At 61.0% G+C, this 20,484-nt stretch carries 20 protein-coding genes; 12 read left to right on the top strand and 8 right to left on the bottom strand.

Going from position 1 to position 20,484, the window contains the following annotated elements:
- The first annotated feature begins 113 nt into the window (after nucleotides 1-113).
- The 5 genes from RR_RS05665 to RR_RS05645 all read left to right on the top strand — a co-directional run bounded on the left by RR_RS05665 (nucleotide 114) and on the right by RR_RS05645 (nucleotide 5,100).
- On the top strand, nucleotides 114-749 hold the full coding sequence (locus RR_RS05665) for an IS6-like element ISH15 family transposase (RefSeq protein ID WP_011222305.1): 636 nt from the start codon (nucleotides 114-116) through the stop codon (nucleotides 747-749).
- Nucleotides 750-807: 58 nt separating this feature from the next.
- Nucleotides 808-3,033, top strand: a complete 2,226-nt coding sequence (locus tag RR_RS05660; protein ID WP_011222984.1) for an AAA domain-containing protein — start codon at nucleotides 808-810, stop codon at nucleotides 3,031-3,033.
- Between the two features lie 54 nt (nucleotides 3,034-3,087).
- Nucleotides 3,088-3,522, top strand: a complete 435-nt coding sequence (locus tag RR_RS05655; RefSeq protein WP_011222983.1) for a hypothetical protein — start codon at nucleotides 3,088-3,090, stop codon at nucleotides 3,520-3,522.
- A gap of 68 nt (nucleotides 3,523-3,590) precedes the next feature.
- Complete coding sequence (gene asd / locus RR_RS05650) at nucleotides 3,591-4,628, top strand: aspartate-semialdehyde dehydrogenase (protein WP_011222982.1); 1,038 nt, start codon at nucleotides 3,591-3,593, stop codon at nucleotides 4,626-4,628.
- 91 nt (nucleotides 4,629-4,719) lie between these two features.
- Nucleotides 4,720-5,100: a hypothetical protein gene (locus RR_RS05645; protein WP_004962547.1), complete on the top strand. Its 381-nt coding sequence runs from the start codon at nucleotides 4,720-4,722 to the stop codon at nucleotides 5,098-5,100.
- On the opposite strand, the gene RR_RS05640 is transcribed toward RR_RS05645, so the two are convergent.
- Nucleotides 5,101-6,054: a D-2-hydroxyacid dehydrogenase gene (locus tag RR_RS05640; RefSeq protein WP_011222981.1), complete on the bottom strand. Its 954-nt coding sequence runs from the start codon at nucleotides 6,052-6,054 to the stop codon at nucleotides 5,101-5,103.
- A gap of 216 nt (nucleotides 6,055-6,270) precedes the next feature.
- Here RR_RS05640 and RR_RS05635 point away from each other — a divergent pair, with 216 nt between their 5' ends.
- From RR_RS05635 to RR_RS05620, 4 genes are all read left to right on the top strand, one after another.
- Nucleotides 6,271-6,792 (top strand): response regulator transcription factor, encoded by a 522-nt coding sequence (locus RR_RS05635; RefSeq protein WP_011222980.1) that lies wholly within the window; start codon nucleotides 6,271-6,273, stop codon nucleotides 6,790-6,792.
- Nucleotides 6,793-6,888: 96 nt separating this feature from the next.
- Complete coding sequence (locus RR_RS05630; protein WP_011222979.1) at nucleotides 6,889-8,247, top strand: NAD(P)/FAD-dependent oxidoreductase; 1,359 nt, start codon at nucleotides 6,889-6,891, stop codon at nucleotides 8,245-8,247.
- A 717-nt stretch (nucleotides 8,248-8,964) separates the two neighbouring features.
- Entirely contained in the window at nucleotides 8,965-10,059 is a 1,095-nt protein-coding gene (locus tag RR_RS05625; protein WP_232508549.1) for a TAXI family TRAP transporter solute-binding subunit, read from the top strand.
- Between the two features lie 45 nt (nucleotides 10,060-10,104).
- Nucleotides 10,105-12,165 (top strand): TRAP transporter permease, encoded by a 2,061-nt coding sequence (locus tag RR_RS05620; RefSeq protein WP_049938752.1) that lies wholly within the window; start codon nucleotides 10,105-10,107, stop codon nucleotides 12,163-12,165.
- Between the two features lie 68 nt (nucleotides 12,166-12,233).
- Here RR_RS05620 and RR_RS05615 read toward each other — a convergent pair whose 3' ends face one another.
- The 3 genes from RR_RS05615 to RR_RS05605 all read right to left on the bottom strand — a co-directional run bounded on the left by RR_RS05615 (nucleotide 12,234) and on the right by RR_RS05605 (nucleotide 15,626).
- Nucleotides 12,234-13,883, bottom strand: coding sequence for a PAS domain S-box protein (locus RR_RS05615; RefSeq protein WP_049938751.1), 1,650 nt, complete (start codon nucleotides 13,881-13,883; stop codon nucleotides 12,234-12,236).
- Nucleotides 13,884-14,144: 261 nt separating this feature from the next.
- Complete coding sequence (locus RR_RS05610) at nucleotides 14,145-15,005, bottom strand: CPBP family intramembrane glutamic endopeptidase (protein WP_011222975.1); 861 nt, start codon at nucleotides 15,003-15,005, stop codon at nucleotides 14,145-14,147.
- 72 nt (nucleotides 15,006-15,077) lie between these two features.
- Nucleotides 15,078-15,626 carry a DUF1684 domain-containing protein gene (locus tag RR_RS05605; RefSeq protein WP_011222974.1) on the bottom strand — a complete coding sequence of 183 codons (549 nt, stop codon included), beginning with the start codon at nucleotides 15,624-15,626 and terminating at the stop codon, nucleotides 15,078-15,080.
- Between the two features lie 127 nt (nucleotides 15,627-15,753).
- Between RR_RS05605 and RR_RS05600 the strand changes: the two genes are divergently transcribed.
- On the top strand, nucleotides 15,754-16,413 hold the full coding sequence (locus RR_RS05600) for a DnaJ domain-containing protein (protein WP_007188423.1): 660 nt from the start codon (nucleotides 15,754-15,756) through the stop codon (nucleotides 16,411-16,413).
- Between the two features lie 74 nt (nucleotides 16,414-16,487).
- Here the strand turns inward: RR_RS05600 and RR_RS05595 are convergent, their stop codons facing one another.
- Together RR_RS05595 and RR_RS05590 are read right to left on the bottom strand one after the other, a co-directional pair.
- Nucleotides 16,488-17,342 (bottom strand): UbiA family prenyltransferase, encoded by an 855-nt coding sequence (locus RR_RS05595; RefSeq protein WP_007188422.1) that lies wholly within the window; start codon nucleotides 17,340-17,342, stop codon nucleotides 16,488-16,490.
- 52 nt (nucleotides 17,343-17,394) lie between these two features.
- Nucleotides 17,395-17,766, bottom strand: a complete 372-nt coding sequence (locus tag RR_RS05590; protein ID WP_004962582.1) for a hypothetical protein — start codon at nucleotides 17,764-17,766, stop codon at nucleotides 17,395-17,397.
- A 104-nt stretch (nucleotides 17,767-17,870) separates the two neighbouring features.
- Here RR_RS05590 and RR_RS05585 point away from each other — a divergent pair, with 104 nt between their 5' ends.
- Nucleotides 17,871-18,266, top strand: a complete 396-nt coding sequence (locus tag RR_RS05585) for an OsmC family protein (RefSeq protein WP_004962584.1) — start codon at nucleotides 17,871-17,873, stop codon at nucleotides 18,264-18,266.
- 53 nt (nucleotides 18,267-18,319) lie between these two features.
- Here RR_RS05585 and RR_RS05580 read toward each other — a convergent pair whose 3' ends face one another.
- Nucleotides 18,320-19,603 carry an FIST signal transduction protein gene (locus RR_RS05580; RefSeq protein ID WP_011222973.1) on the bottom strand — a complete coding sequence of 428 codons (1,284 nt, stop codon included), beginning with the start codon at nucleotides 19,601-19,603 and terminating at the stop codon, nucleotides 18,320-18,322.
- Between the two features lie 176 nt (nucleotides 19,604-19,779).
- Here RR_RS05580 and RR_RS05575 point away from each other — a divergent pair, with 176 nt between their 5' ends.
- Complete coding sequence (locus RR_RS05575; protein WP_011222972.1) at nucleotides 19,780-20,229, top strand: DUF5799 family protein; 450 nt, start codon at nucleotides 19,780-19,782, stop codon at nucleotides 20,227-20,229.
- Here the strand turns inward: RR_RS05575 and RR_RS22290 are convergent.
- Nucleotides 20,226-20,369: a DUF7557 family protein gene (locus RR_RS22290; RefSeq protein WP_004962590.1), complete on the bottom strand. Its 144-nt coding sequence runs from the start codon at nucleotides 20,367-20,369 to the stop codon at nucleotides 20,226-20,228. The two genes, RR_RS05575 and RR_RS22290, sit on opposite strands and share 4 nt — an antisense overlap.
- Between the last annotated feature and the right edge of the window lie 115 nt (nucleotides 20,370-20,484).

The raw sequence follows: 20,484 nt of genomic DNA, 5'->3' as shown, positions 1-20,484 counted from the left end.
CTGAATCCATACTGGCGTGTGTAAATTACTATAGCACATAAACTTTTGGAGAAAACTAATCGTAGTGTTCAGATAAGGATTGAAGAGTGAGGCACGGCGATTTTGAAGTGTCTATGCCCAAAAACGCCGGCCTCGGCGGTAGTATCGACCAAATCGACTTAGATTTTGTGGAGCGAGAAGCGACACCGCGACTGCTGATGAAGCTGAGTATTCAGCTGCATTTGGCTGGACTATCACTTTCGAATACTGTCTCGGTTCTTGAAATATTCGGTGTCCAACGCGCTCGATCAACTGTCTATAATTGGGTTCACAAAGCAGATTTACAGCCCAAAGATGGACAGTCACCGGATCACGTTGCGGTTGACGAAACTGTGATCCAACTCAACGGTGAGAGATATTGGCTGTACGCCGCTGTCGATCCACAAACGAACAAATTGCTTCATACGAAGCTTAGACCAACTACAACAAAGGTTCTCGCCCATGCATTTCTCACCGAACTCTCTGAGAAACACGACGTCGACGACGCCGTGTTTCTCGTCGATGGCTCCAGATCGTTACAAGCTGTGTGTCAACGACATGGCTTCGATTTCAGATACGAAAAACATGGAAATCGGAATGCTGTTGAACGTGTCTTCAGAGAAATAAAACGACGAACTGTCTGTTTCTCAAACTGTTTCAGCAACGCCGAAGCGGAAACAGCCGATGATTGGATCAGATCGTTCAGCTTCGCATGGAATCAGCTTATCTGAACACGATGGTCGAGGTGGGCCGTACTGTTTTATGACAGCAGGGCACATTCGGGGGTAGATGTCGCTCCTGTTCGACCACGTCATCGGGTCCTTCGACCTCGACGGCGCATCGCTGTGTGTCCCCGACGACGACGCCCTCGACGACCACGGCGATGTCGTCCCTGTGCGGCCGGTCGCCGAGTTTGCGGGCCATCACGACGAACTCGCCCACCCCGAGGCGGACTGGGTCTGTATCCCGCTGCACGAACCGAACTCGGCGCGGGTCACCGACGAGTTCGTCGCCTTCACCGACCACTCCCTCCACGGCGGGATATTCGTCTTCGAGCGCGACGGCGAGCGGGACTTCGTCGACGCGGATGCCTTCGGAGCCACGGGGCTGGCCGACCGGATCCGCTTCTGGCACTCCGACTACGTCCCGGAGACGTACCCACCCTCCTACGACTCGCCAGTAGACGACAGCGAACCGGCCCGAAATCCGATCCCGTCTGCAGAGTTGCTCGACGGCTTGCGTTCCCACGTTGAGCGCGAACGCGAGGCGACTCGCCGGCAAAACCGAGAGCGCGCCGAGCGGCGCTCACCTGACAGGGTGTACGAGGCCGGTGGCGACGCAGTCCCCGAACTCCATGCGCGGGGCCGAGACGACGGCACATACCGGTTCCACGTCGACCCGCCCGCGGATGTCGCCGCCAGGCAGGACGGCGACTGGGCGTTTGTCGTGGAGTCGGTGTTTGGCATCCACGAGGGAAACGAGGTGCTGGTTCACGACGTGGACGGGACCCGAGAGAACGGCCCGTTCCCGGTGCCGGCGACAGTCGAGCGTATCCGCGGCCGGTCGGTCTGGGTCGCGGTGAACTGGGCCGAGGTCGACGGTGCGACGGCGCTCGAAAGCGCACTCACCGACGGTGACACCACCTACGGGCTCACAGCAGTGCTCAATCCCGTTCCGTTTGACCGCGAACGGGAGGCGATTGACTCGCTGGCCGACCACCGCTTCCGGGACGTGCTCGCCGGCGACCGGCCGATAACATTCTCAAACGGAGCAGCCGCCCGGAGCGACCAGTTCGACGCGGAACTGAATCAGGAGCAGCAACTGGCCGTCGAGCACGCGCTGCTGGCCGACGACCTGTTCTGTATTCACGGCCCGCCGGGGACCGGGAAGACGCGGACGCTGGTCGAAATCGTCCGGCGTGCTGCACAGGCCGGTGAGGACGTGCTGGTGTGTGCGGACTCGAATCAGGCCGTCGACAACCTCGTGGCGGGGTCGTCGAGGAGCGACGAGGCCGACCCGCAGTCGCTGCACGCCTACGGCCAGCACGGCGACGGCGACTACACGCTCGACCGCGTGAACGCGAGCCAGTCGGCAAACGACGTTGTCCGGCGCGCCTACAGCGACGTGCCCGGACGGGCCGACGTAGTGGCGGTGACAAACAACAGCGCCGCCACGCTCGCCCGTGAGTTTGACCTGGTCGTGCTCGACGAAGCGACACAGTCCACCTGCGCGGCGTCGTGTATCCCGCTGGTCCGGGCCGACCGCGCCGTGCTGGCCGGCGACCATCGACAGCTCCCGCCCTACAGCGCCAGCGATGAACCGCCAGAATCGAGCTACGGCCACTCGCTGTTCGAGCATCTCTACGCCGACGGCGGCGTCTACGACGGTGTTGGCCTTCAGCTACAGACCCAGTATCGAATGCACCGAGACATCGCGTACTTCCCGAACCGGCGGTTCTACGACCGAACGCTGCGGAACGGGCGGGCCGTCGACCCGCTTCCCGACCGGCCAGCGATAGAGGGGTACAACGTCGGCGGGCGGGTCGAGACCGTCGGGCACTCCAAGTCCAATCCCACCGAAGCCCGCCTTGTCGCGCATCTCGTTGAGGACCTGCTGTCGGACGTGCCGGCCAACGAAATCGGCGTCATCACACCGTACAGCGCGCAGGTGTCACGTATCCGCGAGACGCTCACAGAGCGGACCGACGCTGGAGACAGGGTGACTGTCGACACCATCGACTCGTTTCAGGGCGGTGAACGGACGGCCATCGTCCTCTCGCTCGTCCGAAGCAACGCCGAGGGGACCGTCGGGTTCCTCAGGCGGCCGGTCGACGGCCCCCGTCGATTAAACGTCGCGCTCACCCGAGCGAAGCAGTACTGCGCCGTTGTCGCCGATTGGCACACGCTCCGCTACGACGTGGACGGGAAGTGTACGGACCTCTACAGCGACTTCTATCAGTTCGTCTCGAACACCGACCGCCTGAATGACGTGGACCCCGAGTTCATTCCGGTGTAGAGAGCCACCGTCCGACTGCGATGGGTCCAAATATCTCCGACCCAACTGTCGCACATGTACACGGGGAAAACGGAGAAAGCCTGCTGTCTGTGCGGGAATCCCGACACGAAGACCCGTCTGGACCTGCCGCCGCGGGCGGTCCCGTTGCTCAAGCACGCCGACCCCATCGCCTGGCAGGACATCGTCGGCGAGGTGTCCATCTATTTCTGTGGCTCCGACTGGGAGACGGTGCGGGACCTCGTGTTAGAGACCGGGATGAGCCCGCTGTCCCGGTGTAACGCCGCCCGCGCCTCCTTCGACCTCCGGGAGGACTTCGAGGCGCTGCTGAACGACATTCGGGACGAGCCGGACCACACGGACATCGAGGCGGAGATGCGCGCCGAGGCCGAGGAGGCGCTGGCGAATCGCGACGACCCCTACGTCGAGGAGCGGGACCTCGTCGAGGCCCGCGTCATCGAATGGGTGTTCGAAGACACTGAAAACGAGTAACCCGACGAGGGCGGCGGTATGGCTTCGTATCCAAACTGTTTTGACCACCCGTAGCCGTGTGTCAAGCGATGACTGTACGCGTAGGTGTGCTCGGTGCGACTGGCGCAGTCGGGCAGCGACTTATCCAGCTGCTTGACCCCCACCCCGAGTTCGAAATCGCAGCACTGACCGCCAGCGACGCGAGCGTTGGCGAAACATACAAGGACGCCGCCAAGTGGCGCGTCAACTCTCCGATTCCCGAGGACGTGGCTGGGTTAGAAGTCCGCGCCACCGACCCGGATTCGGTGCCCGACGACGTCGGTCTCATCTTCTCCTCGCTCCCGTCGAGCGTCGGCGCGGAAGTCGAACCGGAGTTCTGTGAAGCCGGCTACACAGTCTCGTCAAACTCCTCGAACGCCCGGATGGACGAGGACGTGCCCCTCATCATCCCCGAGGTCAACGCCGACCATGTCGACCTTCTTGAGGTCCAGCGCGACGAGCGCGGCTGGGACGGCGCGCTCCTGAAGAACCCGAACTGCTCGACGATCACGATGGTGCCGCCGCTGGCCGCCCTCGACCGCGAGTTCGACCTGACCGACGTGCGCGTCTCGACCCTGCAGGCCGTCTCCGGCGCGGGCTACTCCGGCGTTACGTCGATGGAAATCATCGATAACGCCATCCCACACATCGGCGGCGAAGAGCAGAAGATGGAGAGCGAATCGCGCAAACTGCTCGGCTCGTTCGACGGCGCAGAAGTCCAGCTCAACGAGATGGACGTGGCCGCCTCCTGTAACCGCATCCCGACGCTCGACGGCCACCTCGAGAACGTCTGGGCCGACACGGCTGAGGACATCTCTGCGGCCGACGCCGAGGCCGCGATGGAGTCCGTGACCGGCATCGACCTGCCGTCTTCGCCGGAGAAACTCATCACGGTGTTCGAGGAACCGGACCGCCCACAGCCCCGCCTTGACCGCAACGTTGAGGACGGCATGGGCGTCGCAGTCGGCGGGTTCCGCGAGACGACCGACGGCGTCCAGTTCAACTGCCTCGCACACAACACGATGCGCGGTGCCGCGGGCGCGAGCGTGCTGAACGGCGAACTGCTCAACAAGCGCGGCTATCTGTAACGGTCGGCCTCGCCGAGTGCGGTTTTTCGGAACTGACCGAGATCCGGTCGCCAGGTAGACACTTTTCACGATCAGTATCGACTGCGTACACATGGTCTCCCGCGATACGAAGCTTCAGATCGGGGTGGTGAGCGCTGTCGTCCTCGTCTGGGCGCTCCTGTTCCGGGCGGTTCCGCTCGGCCCTGTCGCCTCGGTCGTGCTCGTCGCAGCTACGTACTTCGCCGTTCTGGCTGGCACACACCTGTATCTCGCGCTGGCAGGTGATAGCGAGACGCTTCCGGTCGCGGCCCGCTGGCGGTACATTGGGCTCGCGGCGGTAGTGGCCGTAGTCGAACTGCTGCAGGGTACCGTCGGGAGCACTAGCCTCGGGAGCGGTACAGTCGCGCACCTACTCGGCGGCGTGTTCGGTGTGACCGTCGTCTCGTATCTGGTGTACGAAGCCCGCGCCGGATATCTCGCCAGCCGGCAGTGACTAGAGGTCGATTTGGTTCCTGAGACCGCCCCATTCGCCGGTTCGCTCGGCCTTCTGGACGTTCTCGGCGACGATATCAGCAAGCCGTTCGTAGTAGCTCGGCGTGTGGCCGGCGTTATGTGGCGTGATGAGGACGTTCTCGAAGTCCCACAGCGGATGGCCGCTGGGCAGCGGTTCGGGGTCGGTCACGTCCAGTGCCGCGCCGCCGATGTGGTTGCGCTGAAGCGCACTGACCAGCGCGTCGGTATCGACAACTGGGCCGCGGGCCACGTTGGTGAGCACGGCGTCAGGATGCATCGTCCGGAACACCGCCGCGTCAATAAGGTGGCGCGTCGCGTCGGTGAGCGGGCAGGCGAGCCCAACGTACTCCGTGTCGGTGACCGCTTCGTGGATCTCGTCGAAGCCGTACACCTCGTCCGTCGGGCCACCCTTCTCCGGCGAGTAGCGGACGCCAACGGTCTCCACGTCGAATCCCTGCACGCGGTCGACGATTGCTTCGCCGATTTCTCCCAGCCCGACGACGCAGACGCGGCTCCCGGCGAAGTCGTCGGTGTGGAACGACTGCCAGATGTGGTCGCGCTGGTGGCGACGGGCAGTGAAGAAACCCCGGGCAAAGGCGAGCCACGAGCCGACGACGTTCTCGGCGACGTTCGGCCCGTGGACGCCGGAGGCCGTCGTGAGCGCGATGTCACGGTCTGCCAGGTCCGAGAGCGGGAGGTGGTCGTATCCAGCGTATGTCCCTGCAAACAGCTTCAGCGAGTCGGCAGTATCGACCAGTTCCGGCGAGACATCGTTGCCGGTCAGAACTGTCGCATCCGCAATCAAGTCCCGCTCGGCTTCGGGCGTCTCTGCGACGGCGACATCCCACTCCGGCAGTCGTTCCCGGAGCGCTGTCACGTACTGGTCGACCGGCATTCCGTGAACGCCGTAGCGCGTCACGACGATGTCGGCCATTGAACCTCTCCTGTGGCGTGCGGAGCCATACCGTCTGCTCCACGCGGGGGCCTCAAAACGGTGCCGGCAGTCTGGTGACCGCGCGCCGGAGATATTGTTAGAATTTTAGTATTTAGAGAACGGGGGAATTACCAGTCTAGATTAGTAAAATTTGTACTAATAGTATACCGATATCTTAGCATATTTGTAGGATGACCAACGTAGAACTTCGAAGGAATGGGGAGACCGACGAGCGTTGCGGTAATTGATGACGATACGGACTATAGACAGCTCTACAAACTTTGGCTTCCGGAAGAATACGAGGTTATAGAGGCCGGTGACGGCCGTACAGGGTTACAGCGGATTGACGACTCAATCGATGCGGTACTGCTGGACCGACAGATGCCGAAACTGAGCGGCGAAACGGTCGCCGAAAAGCTCCGACAGCGGTCAGTTACCCCTGCGGTCGTGATGATAAGCAGCGTCAAGCCTGACGTGGATATTCTGGACATTCCCGTCGATTCGTATCTCAGAAAGCCCGCCGACCGGGATACCCTGTTGTCGGTACTCTCGGCAGTTCAGCGCCGGTGCGAATACGAGACGGAACGTCGGGAACTCCTGGGACTTGCCGACCGACGAGACACAGTCGCTGACGCAGTACGGGCAACGGCACTCGCGGAGAGCGACGCGTACAAGCGGGCCGTCGAACGGCTGGAACAACACGACGTATCACTCGCCGACGCAGTGTCCGAGTCGTAGGGCACAGTGCGTTCCAGTTCAGTCAGGTGAGCGCGTCAGACCCCAGTTTCGATGCAAGACAATAGGTTTTAGCGGGCGCGGGACACCGTAGCGGGTATGGAACACGTAGACGTCGCCATTGTGGGTGGTGGCCCGGCCGGGTCGTCGGCGGCCGAGGCTGCAGCCAACCACGGGGCCGACGCCGTCCTCCTCGAAAAGGGGGTCCCCAGAGCCGACCGCGAGGGGACGGGGCCGGACTCGACGGACGCCGCCGGGTTGCTCGATTACTGGTTCGACATCATGGATATCCCGCGGTCGGAGTTCCCCGAAGACGTGGTGTTGAGCGAACTCGACGGGGCGAAGTTCTACGGCCCCTCGACGGAGATGACGCTTACCGAGACCGGTATCAGTTCCAGCGCTGACGGCTTCGGCATTACCTTCCATCGAGCGCGGTTCGACGACTGGCTTCGTGAGCGGGCGACGGACGCGGGCGCAGACTACCGCGTCGGCGTCAGCGTCACCAGCGTCGAGACAGACCTCCGGAATTCGCCGCGACACACCGTCCGGCTGGCCAACGGCGAAGACATCGCCGCCGAGTACGTGATTCTCGCCGACGGCCCACAGCGGACTATCACCGGCGGCACGCTCGACCAGTTCCTCCCGGCCGGACAGACGATGGCCGATATCATGCCGTCGAACAAGGTCAACCACATCGCCTATCAAGAGCACCGCCGGATGCCAGAGGAGCTGTTCACACCGGAGTTCATCGAGTTCTGGTGGGGCATTATGCCCGGTCACACGGCGTACCCGTGGATTTTCCCGAACGACAATTCCGTCGCCCGCATCGGTCTGACGATGCCCATCGGGCTGGATATTGACGCCTACGACAGTGCCGAGTGGGACCTCCTCAACGCGAGCGACGACAGCATCCCGCAGGGCCGGCAGTACATCGAGCGACTGCTCGAACGGGAGTTTCAGGCGTACGACCTCGACGACTTCCCGCTCGTCGAAGAGCGCGGGAAATCGAAGGGGACCGAAACGTACCCCATCTCCTCGACCCGGCCGATAGAATCCCCAGTGGGTGCTGGCATCGCTGTGGCCGGTGGGGCAATGGGGACCACCTCGGCGTTCCACGAGGGCGGCGACCACGTCGCCGTTCGCACCGGAAAAATCGCCGGCCGCCTCGCCGCGAACGACCGCCTCGAACGGTACAACGACGCCTGGCACGACGCCATCGGCGACGAAATCCTCCGGAACGTCACCTTCGCGGACATGGTTCGGGACTGGCGACCCGGCGACTGGGACCGAGCCTTTAGGACCGCCAACGACCTGATGGACGCCCGCGGAATCAAGGCCGATGCGGCGCTCCGTGGCGGCTACAACGGCATCAAGATGGTTCTGGCTTACAAATGGGGGAAGTTCTCCTCCCGCAACGGCAAGTACGTCCAACTGCGCGAGGACGACTACGCCGTCTGAACGTCACCCTTAGGTGTGCGACCGGCTAACTACGGCTGCGTGCCTTTAATCCCCGGCTGAGACCCGTCACCGGGACAATGACGACCCGGAGAACCCGGGCACGCGACATGACCGCGGTTCACACCGCATCTGGTCGTTATTCAACGACCCGCCAGACGGTTGCACCGTCTGGGCGTTCGGTGATTACGCCGTAATCACCCGCGCTCGCGGCTGACGCCGCTCGCGCAATCGGTCGCCGTATCCGGCGACCCGCCCGGCACGAGGGTTTGCCGGCTGACGTGGCACACCGCCGAGGATGATGCCGGACGTTAGTGTTCCGGGCGTACATTTCGAGTGTGTTAGTGGGTACGTCTGAAATAGTACTGACACTGTCCACATTGGCTCTAGTGTGTCACTGAGGCAGGTATTTTCGTAGTTGCACCCTGTTAGTCGGATATTCAGGAATAATTGATGCCGGTGCTCCCGGGACTATGGCCATCGAGTAGACCCATGTCTGTCATTTTTACAGCCTCAGTAATATCGTTAGGCGACCACTATCGTTCGAGGGGTAATGATTCACTCAGGGTTGCGTCGTATTTTCTCACGGTCGATCCCAGTACGACAAAAGTATTTGCAGTAACATTTAAATATTGTTTGGTTGACATCATATTTGTAGATTAGATAATGTTCAGGAACGATAAACATAGTCTGGTTTCCAAGCGGCGTAGCTTCTTGAAAATGGTCGGCACAGCTGGCCTGGCAGGCCTCGCTGGCTGTGGTGGGGATAGCGGTAGTGGCGATGGCGGCGGTGGTGGCGACAGTGGCGGCGAGAGCGGTGGTAGTGATGGGAGTGATGGCAGTGGCGGCAGTACAAGCTGGACAATTGGGACGTCGGGACCGGAGACAGCGACTCACGCATCAGGGGTAGCGATGGCACAGCTGATCTCCGACAAGTCAAGCAACATCAGCATGAGCGCCCAGACCACCGGCGGGACCGCGGCAAACCCTCGGTTAATCGCTCAGGGAGACATCGATGTCGCCCAGAGTACTGACTGGGCAGTCGCACGCTCGAACAGTGGGGGAGACCCCTATGGGGAACCAGTCGGTAAGACGATGACCCAGGTGCTACCGTTCATGACTCTGGAGTATTACCTCGTCAGACGAACTGACGACGCACTGGCGGGCATCGAGACAGTATCTGACATTCCCCAGGACGGATCGGTATCGATGGCGTTCGGCCAGCGCGGCGGGACGAACTTCTTTGCCGGGCTTGACGGGTTCCGACTGTCCGGGATCGACAATGTCGAGGACAAGTACGACCTCCAGTCAATGAGCTGGGGAGATCAAGGGGCACAGTTCGCAGACGGCCGCCTCGATATGATGATGGTCTACGGGGTCAGCCGCGAGGTCCTGACCGGATGGGCGCAGGAAGCCAGCGCCCAGGCCGATGTTGCGGTCGTCAATTGGGAGTTCGACCAGTCAGATCTGGCCAACTCCGACCTGCCCTACACGTATATCGAGACGCCCGCCAGCCTCTGGGACGGGCAGGATATTCGAATGGACTCCATTCCGGCAGTCGGTGTCGGCTACGAGACGATCTTCCCGGCCGAGGTATCAGAGGAACTGGGCTACGAGTTCGTACGCACGGTCATGGAAGACATTGGCGCGGTCCGTGAAGCGAGTTCGGTGCTCTCGCGCGCCGGCCCGGACTTCGCGCAGGAATTCTTACTTCCCTCGCCGAACGCACCAGTCCATCCCGGCGCGGAGAAGTACTACAAGGAACAGGGTCTGTGGAAGGACGGACTAACCACACTTGAGGAATATGAGGGGTAACGCGGGCTACCCGTATCTCCTCCGGCTCCCCCATCGATGCCAGCCATGACGGGGGAAAACCCACCCGGGGGCTGGGTCGGTCCCGACCGGGTACGCATGGGCAAGTACGGGTTCCTGATAGCCTTGGGAATCGCCTCGACGGCCTATCACCTCTGGTTTACCCAGCTGTTTCCGTTCGAACAGGACCAGCACAAAATCGCCCACCTCGGCTTCATGCTTGTCGGAGCGGCTGTCCTCGCATTTGAACCCGAACCCAAGACACGTCGGGAGCGATTCGGAAACTACGCGACACTACTTGAGGCCGCTCTCTCGGCCGTCGTCGCCGGCTACCTCTTTATCGCCTTCAACCGCATCGTCTACGAGCAACTCGGGATATACACCGACCTCGACTTATTCATGGGGCTGTTGCTCATCCTGCTGTTGTTGGATGTTTGCCGGCGGGTTTACGGTCCAATGCTGTCGCTGGTCGGGGTAGTTGGCCTTGCGTATGCGCTGTATGGCCCGTACTTCCCGGGGATTTTGAACCACAACGGGGTTCAGGCCGAACGGCTCGTGCAGGGCCTGACGGTTGAGTTCGGTAGCGGCGTTTTCGGCGTCATTGTCGAGGTTTCGGGGACATTCATTATTATTTTCATGATCCTTGCGGGACTGCTGGAAGCGTACGGTGCGCTGGAGTATTTTGTCCAGGTTGGAACGCTGATCGGCAAGCAGGTCCGGTCCGGGTTAGCGCAGATGACAACGGTCGCAAGCATGGGCATGGGGTCGGTTAATGGCAGTGCGGCCGCCAATGCGGCGACGACGGGCGCGTTTACCATTCCGTTACTCAAGCGTCACGGGCTCGACAGAGATACCGCAGCGGCCTACGAGGCGGTGGCTTCCAGCGGCGGCCAGATTATGCCACCAATCATGGGTGCGGCGGCATTCATAATGGCCGAAATAACTGGGACGAGCTACCTGCGGATTATCGTTGTCGGATTTCTGCCGGCACTCCTCTTCTACGGGACGGTCGCAATCGGTGTCCACATGACGACGATCAAGGAAGGGCTCACAAGCGAGATTGATGAGGACGAACTGACCGACGTCGAAACGGTCGACAAGGATCGGAAAAACGCACTAAATGCGATCTTCGGTCGGACGACAACCGCTGTTTCGTTCGGGCAGATATCGGTTCGTAACCTGATCGTCGAGGGACTCGCGCTGTGGGTCCCGCTGGCCGTGCTCCTGTACGCACTGGTCATCCTTCTGTACGACCCGTTGTACGCAGGCTTCCTCTCGATCATGTCCGCGTTCCCGGCTGCGTTCGTTCAGGGGATCTTTTTCCGCGATGGCTACGGGATCCGCGATTTTCTCGTGGACACTCTGGATGGCCTGGGCCGCGGGATGGAGAACGCAGCCCCGATCGCGGTGTCGCTGGGCGTGATGAACATCTTTGTCGGTGTGTTGAACCTCACCGGGTTCACGCAGGTGTTCGCTTCCAGCCTCGTTGAACTCTCGGGTGGCGTGCTCGCGCTGTTGCTCATGTTCGCGATGGTCGCCGCGCTTCTCTTTGGTCTCGGGATGCCGACCGTCGCGGCCTACATCACGGCCGTGCTGCTGATCGCACCAGCACTGACCGAGGCTGGCATCGACCTGCTCGCTGCCCATTTCTTTGTGTTCTACTTCGCAATTCTCTCGGCGCTGACGCCGCCGGTTGCCATCGCCTGCCTCGTCACGGCACGGGTCGCAGGCGGGAACTTCTGGCGGACCGCCGGAAAGTCGCTCGTGCTCGGGGCGCCGCTGTTTGTTCTCCCGTACATCTTCGTCGTCAACGATAGTCTGTTGTTCTGGTCGGTTCCGGCGACACCGATTACGTTCGTCGTCGTGGGCACCGGTCTCGTCGCCACCGTGACCGCCATTGTCAACTATTTCTCAGGCCAACTCAGGCTGCCGAGCCGCGCCGGGTTACTGGTAGCTGCGGGAGCAGCGGTGTTCGCTCCACTGGCGCCGATGACCGTTGCCGTGCAAACTCTCGCAACACTCACCATCGTCGCATTGCTGTACATAGAGGTGAAATACGACTCCGGATCCGAAACCGGACAGCCCGAACAAGCCGCAGTCGATGACTGACCTACCCGCTATCAATCAGGCCGTACGTCAGCGCGAGCCGTCGCCCGACAAGGAGACGTTTCAGATGTTCACATTTTTAACGGCCACTGTATCTGTCCATCGCGTCGGCTCAGTTCGTACTTGAACCAGCGGGTGAGCAGTTCGACAAAGGCCTGTTCGTCCTGTCTGAACTGGCCCGACCGGGGGTCACGAGCAACGAAACAGACCGTCCCGAACAGTTCACCGTCAACTTCGATCTTCGCACCGAGGTAACAGCCGATACCGTACCGCTGGTATGCGGGGTCGTCATCCAGACCCTGCTGCTCGGCGCTGTAGATAGAGAGCAGACCGTCGGAGTCGACGGTTCGTCGGCAGTAGGTCTCGGAAAGCGACGTGATATCGCCGGGGGTAGTGAGAGACGGGTCGCCGCTAATGGCGATTATTTCATGCGTTCCCGCCTCAGGGTCGATTGCAACGAGATGGGCCTGGTCGACATCAAGATACTCGACACCGAGTTCCAACACGTCCACTAACCGCTGTTCGAACCGGCGATCCGAATCGTTCGTGATCTCGTAGAGTTTCTCCCGGTAGCGTTCGGCCATTGCCTGCTGTCGCTCCCGTTCGATCTGCCCCGTGATGTCCTTGATCACTTTCGCAAAGCCGCGGGCGTCGCTGTTTTCTTGGAGCGCCGTGACGGTCACATCGGCCCAGAACGTGCTCCCGTCCTTCCGAACCCGGAGCCCGCGGTCGATGGCCTTACCGCACTCCTCGGCTTCTTGCAGCAGTTGCTCGGGGATGCCGTCGGCTACCTGTTTCTCGGTGTGGAACGTCGAGACATGCTCGCCGAGGATATCAGATTCCTCGTACTGGGTGAGCTGTTTTGCACCCACGTTCCACGACTGGATGAGACCGTCGGGGTCAAGCAGGAATATCGCGTAATTCTCGACCGCATCGACGAGCAGCCGGAACCGTTCGCGCTCGTGTCGCAGTTGTTTGTCAAGTTCTTCGCGGTCAGTCCGGTCACGGACCACGCAGACAGCACCGTCATCTTCGATGCTCGCGACGGTGTGTTCGCCGATGAACTGTGTCCCGTCGGCGCGTTCGAGCAGTGTCTCACCCGTCCACGTCCCGGTCTCGTCGACAGCCGGGAGGATTTCACCATTGACCGTTTCGAGGCCCTCTGCCGAGTGGATTTTCTGCCAGTGGTCGCCCAGAAGCTCCTCGCGCTCGTAGCCGAACGTGGCCGCGTAGGCGTCGTTCAGATACGTGAATCGGCCCTCGTGGTCCAGCGTGCTGATGCCATCCCAAGCCGCGTTCATTGCGCGGTGCCCACGCGTGACCTGCAGTTCGTCTCTGCGGGCTTCGACGGCGTTTTGGACCCGGTTCGCTAGCACCGTGTACTGAGACGTTCCCGGTTCCTTCTGAATATAGTCCGTAACACCTGCGGAGATTGCTTCGGCTGCGATCTCTTCACTGCCTTTCCCAGTATAGAGAATGAACGGAAGCTTCGGTGCGTCCTCGCGAATCCGTTCGAGGAACGCCAGCCCATTCATGCCAGGCATATCGTAGTCGCTGATGATACAGTCATACGTGTCCTGCGGACGGTCCGCGATAACCTCGTCGGCCCGCATCGCGGTGTCGACGGTGAGTGAATCCATGGTCCGCTCGAGATATGCCGCAGTTAGATCGGCAAAGTCCGGTTCGTCATCGACATGTAAGACACGCACTGAACCAGCCATCTGTTTAAACATTGTGCGAAAACTGCAATAAGAGGGTTGTCATTTCAAAGTAATAGCATCAATGTATCGCCTGTCTCTGGGTAAAAATCGGGTGATAGATAGAATGCTAATTCTGTCTTAGAGAGTATAAAAGTCACAAAAACCGGATTTAAGAAATACTTGTCGAACACGAATGTCACCTTCCCTTGCGTGTAAAGGTCAGTAAACTAACCACATGATTTACAAACGTCAGACAGCACGGCCCTGCTGTGACAGGGTCGGTCAGAACCCGCTGCTACTGAGGACGTTCGCGGCGGACGAGAGTTCACCACTGAACTTCACGGTGACATACAGACCAGTAAACAGCGTGGCGTTGTATGCACCGTGGATGAGTGACGGGACGATGATGTTGTCCGTGTACTCATAGGTTGTGCCGAGGATGAGTGATGGAATGAGGAGGGCACTCACCGCGACCAGCTTCCCCGTGACCGACCCACCGCTGAGGGCGGGGTAGTGAATGCCAGCGAAAATGACGCTTGCAATGGCGACGCCCGAAATCGGGCCGAAGTAGTCCCGGATGCGGCCCTGAACGACGCCGCGGAACAGCAGTTCCTCGCCCGGGCCGATGAGGAGGAAGGAGGCGGGAATCAACAGGAGGAGGACATCGGGGTTCTCCATCCCGGTCTCCGCTGCCTGATTGGTTGCCGGTTCTATCCCGAACATCGAGACGAGCGCCGTGATGACGACAGCCACCACTACGAGCCCGCCCATTGCGCTGGCGTAGCCCAGCACGACGATGCCGACCTCACGGAGGCTCGGCACAGAAATGCCGATACTGAATGCTCCGGTGTCTGGCGCATACGAGAATACCTCACGGAGCTTCGCTCTGATCACCGGCCTGAGTTTGATGTACGTGTATGCGATGACCGGGCAGCCGATTCCCTGGACCGTTATCAACCCAAGAACCAGTGTCTGTACTTCGGTTATCTGGACTCCTGCGCCGAGTGACAGGGAAAAAGCGATGGTAAGGAGCAGGACTGATCCGAACCCGAGTCCTATCACACCCAGCGAAAGCGCCGAGAAAAGCGTAAACCCGTACTGGAAGGCCTGCAGAATCGGACGGTCGCGGGTCGCCGTTGCCATACACTGTCTTGGTCGTGGCGATGTGTAAACAATTCGTTTGGTGTTGGTGTCGTGACTGCCGGCAAGGACGCCTCAGTCTGTCCGCTCCCCGGCCGTCACCGCAGTTTCGAGCCAGTTTGACTCCGGCGGGAGCGGACAGGAGAAGGTGTCGCTGTAGGCACAGAATGGCGAGTACGCGAGATTGAAATCCAGCGTAATCTCGTCGCCGTCACTCAGGTCGCGGTCGGGTTCCAGTTCCATGTATCGGCCGCCGTCGTAGCTCTGTTGCCCGGTCGTCTTGTCCCGGAACGGAACAAAGAGCGTCCGTGACTCGTCGGCGGCCTGCCGGAACGCATGGAGGTCGCGGGACTCGCCGTCGAGGTCGAACGAGAGCGTTGCGACGTGGAGATAGCGCACTGTTCGGTCGTCACTCGTCTCCAGATCGACTGATTCTGGTGTCTCGTGGACGGTAACCGTTGCTTCGACCCGATAGTCGGGGTCCGGGTCGAAGTAGCTGAGTCCGTCGAAATCATCGCGTTCCTCCGGTGGAATCGGTGATTGGCGGTGTTCGGAAAAAAAGCGGTCTTTCTCGTCCCGGTTGGCTTGCAACTGTGTCTCCCAGTCCTCGGTGTCTTCGTCCATACAGAGACGGTGGTGGCCACGCAGTTTCAGTCCGGCGACTCGGCGACAGACGAGCGATATCGTAGCGTGAGGGAGTGAATACCTTATTATACGCCTAGTCCAACTGGATAAATACACAGGGGTGTGTATGGAAGCGACGTTCTACGGTATTCTGGGGGTGGACCCAGATGCCACCGAAGAGACGATAGTCCGCGCCTACCGGGAGCAGACGAAAGCGCATCACCCGGACGTGAGTGACGACCCTGCCGCCGGAGAACGGTTCAAGCGACTCACGCAGGCGAAGAACGTGCTCACTGATGAGGCCGAGCGAGCGCGATACGACCGACTCGGTCACGACGCATACGTCAACAGGCACGTCGACAGCGGCGCGGACGGAGGCACAGCTACGGGTGGTGTCAGTGACATCGCACAGCAGTACGTCGACCAGCGGGTCGACGCAGAAACGACGGACGAGGCAGCGGCGAAAGCGACACAGCGGCCCACCCAGACTCGGGGCGGGAGCACGGGCTACGGGACTGCCACGGAGTACTACCGGCCCGGTAAGCGAGTTCGGCCCACACAGCCGTCGGGAGTCGAGACGCTGCTCGATTCACTGCGACGTATCGGTCCGTGGCTGTTCGTCCATCTGGCCCTGCTGGTCTGTACGATCATTGCCGCCGTGCTGCTCGCAGTCGGTGGCCTCACCGGGAACCTCTCACCGGTCGTCGCCGGTGTCATGGCTGTCTCGATGGTAACGATTTCGCTGGTCGTCTCCGCGACCCACGTCCTCACACACGTGTCGGGCTGACTGACGAGGGCGGTTTCGAGCGATAGCAGTTTCGAACAGCCAGCGAACACATGACTGCCAGAACGGCTACATCCTCACGCCAGCGGCCGGAACCAGACAGCGGTCACGAGGACGGCCAACAGGAGATACGACCCGCGAATCAGCAGCATCGTCGCAGTTTCGGGGTCGCCTCGCTGAGCGATAGCCGCGACCGCCCCGAAGACGAGCGCGGCCGCCGCAGCACTCGGCGGGATACCGGGCAATGCCACGGACAGCCCCACGATTCCAAGGAGGGCCACTCCGAACAGGCCGAGCGCAAGCTGTCGGGCACGCTGGTGACCCAGTACGACAGCGACGGTCCGTTTCTGTATCGACCGGTCGTAGTCGTAGTCTTGCTCATCGTCGATGATCTTGATGCCGGTCAGCAACAGGAGGAACACGGCCGCGAGACCGACGGCACGCGGCGTCAGCGTCGTCACCTGCGCGTAGTAGCCGCCCAGTAGCGCCAGCGCGATACCCGCCGGATAGCCCATCGTCGCGCCGACGGGGTTCATATCCAGTTGCGGCGCGTGGGTGTAGCCGATAATCCAAGTCGGAAGCGTCAGCAGTGCCGCACCGGGACCGACCAGCAGCCAGATGGCCGCCGTACAGAGCGCGAAGCCGACACCAGCACCGACCAGCGCCATGCGACAGCCAGCACCAGTGAGGGGATGGTCGTCGTCCTCGCCGCGGACGTGGAAATCGACGTAGCCGTCCTTGACGTGGGCCGTGTAGACGGCGAAGAACATCGCGCCCGCATGGAGCACAGCCACCGGTGGCCAGAACCCACCGGAGAGCAACCCACCGAACAGCGACGTCGCGAGCGGTGGCAACATGAACACCGGATGTACCTGCGAGGCCAGGGCACTCACGGTCGCAAACGGACCGGTCTCGTGTCGGGCGACTGCCATAGGGCAACAAGACACGGCTGTGTAAAAAAGCCACAGCCGTGTTGGTTCGGCACTACCGCCAGTTCGACCGGTCCAGCACGAACCCAGAGATGTGCGAGGCTAATTCTCTGGCAGCCTGTTCGGTACCCGCGTGGAGTTCGCCGGACACCGGGCCGGCCTCGCCGCCGACGCCCTCCGTCTCCGAGATCGGGTCCGTCGTCGTCGGGTACGGTCGGCGGGACCGCACACGGTCCCGAAGCGCCTGAACGGTGGCGTCAGAGAGCTCATAGGACAGGTGCTGGAGGTCGTACCGGACGATGAATCCCCGCGTCGCCTCTCTGACGGCGAGGACCGGGTGTCCACGGTCCCGACAGCGTTCCCAGATCTCGCGCTGGTGTTCCCGCGTCGCGTACACCGGCACGTTCGACGGTGCGAGGTGTTCCATTGCCTCTTTGTACGGGCTGGAAGTGTATTATCTTTCGGCAGTGCCCCGCACAGAAATGCCATGCAGGAAACGTTTAGGGGGAGGGCCGTGTCCACAGGATTGCTATGGCAGATATTGAAGTCGAGAGCACCTGCGAGGAAGGATACACAGTAGAGAGTATTATCAACGGCGAGTGGGAGCTTATCGTCGATGCGCTGAGCGAGAACGGCCCGTCGCCGAACGAGATTCTGGCCGCCGACTACGCCTCCTGTTATATCCCGGCACTGCGCGTCGCCGCCGACAAGTACGGCCACGAGGACATCGGCAGCGTCGATGTCGAGGTCGCTGCGGGTCTCGATGAGGACGACGACCTGGAATACATTGACTTCCACGTCGAGGTCGAGGCGTCACTCGCCGACGAAGAGCAGGATATCGTGGAACTCGCCGAGGACATCTGTCACGTCCACTCGGCGCTGCAGGATGAGCTACACGCCGAAATCACCATCGAGTCCGGCGTCTGAGGGACAGGAACAAGAGTGGCGTTTATTCTTCGCTGGTCGCAGTCCCGTAGTCGTCACTCCGGGAACAGCAGGATGACTGAGGAAGTGTTGTGATAGCCAGTGTAATCCTCGTCGGCCGAGCAGACTTCACCGTAGGTTTCGAAGCCGGCGAAGGGCGCGTCGATAGCGCTGTGAATCGTGTCGACGGCGTCATCGAAATCCTCGCCGAGAATCATCGCACGGCAGGCACAGTCGTAGACGAACCCACCCGCGACGCTTCCGCCGCGGAGTTCATTGACAGCGTTGTTGGCGGCGTTCCGGACCGCATACACCTGGTCGGATTTATTGCTATGTGTCACCACCACTTCCGTTCCTTCGGAGACAGTGACAGCGAAGTCCAGCGGCCCCTCGGTGTCGGTTGTATGGCCCGGCCATCGGATGTTGTATCCCGTCGTCGAGATGAGTTTACTCTCGATGAAGGTCTTGATTCGGGAAGCGAGTCCGTCCGCGTCAGATTCTGGCTCCGACTCGATACCGAGCTCGTAGCGACCGAGCAACATGACAAGGTCTTCCGACCCCGCCTCCAGCTCGTCGACATCGATATCGTATGTCTCCATCGCGTCCTCCCGAATCGCGTCCCGCCAGGCTTCGAAGGCAGGTCTGCCGTCGAGTTCGTACACAGTGCTTCCCTCTGCACGGGTTACCGTCATCGCCTCGGAGATCGGTTCGTGGCCGTGATTGACGGTCACCGGTAGCGCGTCCTCTGCGGCGATGAGCGTGAGGACGACGGCGTCCGTCTCGACGCGGTCGTTCCGGAAGACGTGGGTCTGCTGTAACTGGAGGTCGTCACCCGCAGACCCGCCGACGACCGGCGTCTCCTCGTCGTCGAGGTACTGCTCGGTGAGTCGCGTGACCTTGTTTCCGATTCCGGCCATGCCGTCGTGGAGGTTGATGATCGTCCGATGCGGATACCCATCGACAGCAGGGTCGCCGCTCGCGGGGAGGTCATGAACGGCTTCGAACAGACAGCGTTCGGGATCAGCACTGAGTTCAGTCGAAATGCTGGAGAAGAACCGCATCGAGTCCGACGAAACGACGCCGACTGTAACAGTTCCGTTCCCCGAGCCGGTTTCAGTGAACTCCCCGGAAGACGAACAGCCCACGATTTCGGTATCTGAACCGACAACACTTCGCGCACCCCACAGTACCGCATCGTAATCATATGCCGGGGAGCAGAAAATCTGACAGAAGTCCGGTTCGCTGGCCGAGATGTCGGCCATAGCTTCCCGTATGGCGTCCATCGCTGCTGCATCTCCAGAGTCCCCCGTCGCCTGCCCTGTCCCAAACTCAGTAGTCATTGAGATACAAGTATATCATGAGCTAACTTAACATATTGGAACCGTTTTGGAGACAATAATACGTAGCGGTCGCGGCAGTCAGCGCCGTAACAGTCGGCCCGGACACGGTACTTTTTACCGTATAACACCGCACGGAGCGGGAAACGCTCATACCGCCGGCCCGCAAACACCAGTTTATGAGCGATTCAAACTGGACCGACCGCATCGCCGGCGAACGGATGGCGGTCGACCAGCGGTTCAACGAACAGGTCAAAGCGTCGTCGTTCTCAAGCCAGCAGTGGGGGCTGGTGATGACTGCCGTTGAGTTCGAGATCGAGAACCCGGGTGACCCCGACGCCGCTCGAATCGTCGCCGATACGTCGAAGCTCTCTAGCGTCATGCCCGAGATGGAACGGGTCGCCAATCAAGGGCCGATGGGCGGTCCCGGCGGTGACCAGTCCGGAGGCTCAGGCGGCGGTCTCCTCTCAGGTGTCAAGGACGCGCTTGGACTAAGTGGGTCCGGTGGCGGGAACAAACAACAGGAGGAAGAGGCGGCACGGCTCGCACAGGCGTACGCTGAGCAACTGCAGGAGAAACTGGAGTCGAACGGGCGCTGGAAGTCCGTCTGTGAGCAGGCCCAGGGTTAGTCGCCGCTGTGAAACAGTGTTAGCTCCTCGGCCTCGTAGATGTTGATGAGTTCCGTCACGATTTCGTCGTACGACTCGTCCTCGACACGGAGGTCGTCAAGGCGCGCCACTGTTTCGGCGTCCAGTTCCACTGATGGCATAACCGAACCTTTCACTGGAACACACTTAATTCCCGCCCTCGCTCAAAAACAAACGCGAACAGTAGTAACAAATCAGAACCGAAAACGGTTAATGGTCGTTCTGGGTAGAAACATG

Origin of the sequence: Haloarcula marismortui ATCC 43049 (genome assembly GCF_000011085.1) — an archaeon.
GTDB lineage: Archaea > Halobacteriota > Halobacteria > Halobacteriales > Haloarculaceae > Haloarcula > Haloarcula marismortui.
Note: the sequence above shows the minus strand (reverse complement) of the source record. Positions and strands in the feature narration are given on the sequence as shown.

Coding starts and splice junctions, on each gene's coding strand:
- RR_RS05665 (WP_011222305.1), top strand. CDS start 114: ATGCCCAAAAACGCCGGCCTCGGCGGTAGTATCGACCAAATCGACTTA.
- RR_RS05660 (WP_011222984.1), top strand. CDS start 808: ATGTCGCTCCTGTTCGACCACGTCATCGGGTCCTTCGACCTCGACGGC.
- RR_RS05655 (WP_011222983.1), top strand. CDS start 3,088: ATGTACACGGGGAAAACGGAGAAAGCCTGCTGTCTGTGCGGGAATCCC.
- asd (WP_011222982.1), top strand. CDS start 3,591: ATGACTGTACGCGTAGGTGTGCTCGGTGCGACTGGCGCAGTCGGGCAG.
- RR_RS05645 (WP_004962547.1), top strand. CDS start 4,720: ATGGTCTCCCGCGATACGAAGCTTCAGATCGGGGTGGTGAGCGCTGTC.
- RR_RS05640 (WP_011222981.1), bottom strand. CDS start 6,054: ATGGCCGACATCGTCGTGACGCGCTACGGCGTTCACGGAATGCCGGTC.
- RR_RS05635 (WP_011222980.1), top strand. CDS start 6,271: ATGGGGAGACCGACGAGCGTTGCGGTAATTGATGACGATACGGACTAT.
- RR_RS05630 (WP_011222979.1), top strand. CDS start 6,889: ATGGAACACGTAGACGTCGCCATTGTGGGTGGTGGCCCGGCCGGGTCG.
- RR_RS05625 (WP_232508549.1), top strand. CDS start 8,965: ATGGTCGGCACAGCTGGCCTGGCAGGCCTCGCTGGCTGTGGTGGGGAT.
- RR_RS05620 (WP_049938752.1), top strand. CDS start 10,105: ATGACGGGGGAAAACCCACCCGGGGGCTGGGTCGGTCCCGACCGGGTA.
- RR_RS05615 (WP_049938751.1), bottom strand. CDS start 13,883: ATGGCTGGTTCAGTGCGTGTCTTACATGTCGATGACGAACCGGACTTT.
- RR_RS05610 (WP_011222975.1), bottom strand. CDS start 15,005: ATGGCAACGGCGACCCGCGACCGTCCGATTCTGCAGGCCTTCCAGTAC.
- RR_RS05605 (WP_011222974.1), bottom strand. CDS start 15,626: ATGGACGAAGACACCGAGGACTGGGAGACACAGTTGCAAGCCAACCGG.
- RR_RS05600 (WP_007188423.1), top strand. CDS start 15,754: ATGGAAGCGACGTTCTACGGTATTCTGGGGGTGGACCCAGATGCCACC.
- RR_RS05595 (WP_007188422.1), bottom strand. CDS start 17,342: ATGGCAGTCGCCCGACACGAGACCGGTCCGTTTGCGACCGTGAGTGCC.
- RR_RS05590 (WP_004962582.1), bottom strand. CDS start 17,766: ATGGAACACCTCGCACCGTCGAACGTGCCGGTGTACGCGACGCGGGAA.
- RR_RS05585 (WP_004962584.1), top strand. CDS start 17,871: ATGGCAGATATTGAAGTCGAGAGCACCTGCGAGGAAGGATACACAGTA.
- RR_RS05580 (WP_011222973.1), bottom strand. CDS start 19,603: ATGACTACTGAGTTTGGGACAGGGCAGGCGACGGGGGACTCTGGAGAT.
- RR_RS05575 (WP_011222972.1), top strand. CDS start 19,780: ATGAGCGATTCAAACTGGACCGACCGCATCGCCGGCGAACGGATGGCG.
- RR_RS22290 (WP_004962590.1), bottom strand. CDS start 20,369: ATGCCATCAGTGGAACTGGACGCCGAAACAGTGGCGCGCCTTGACGAC.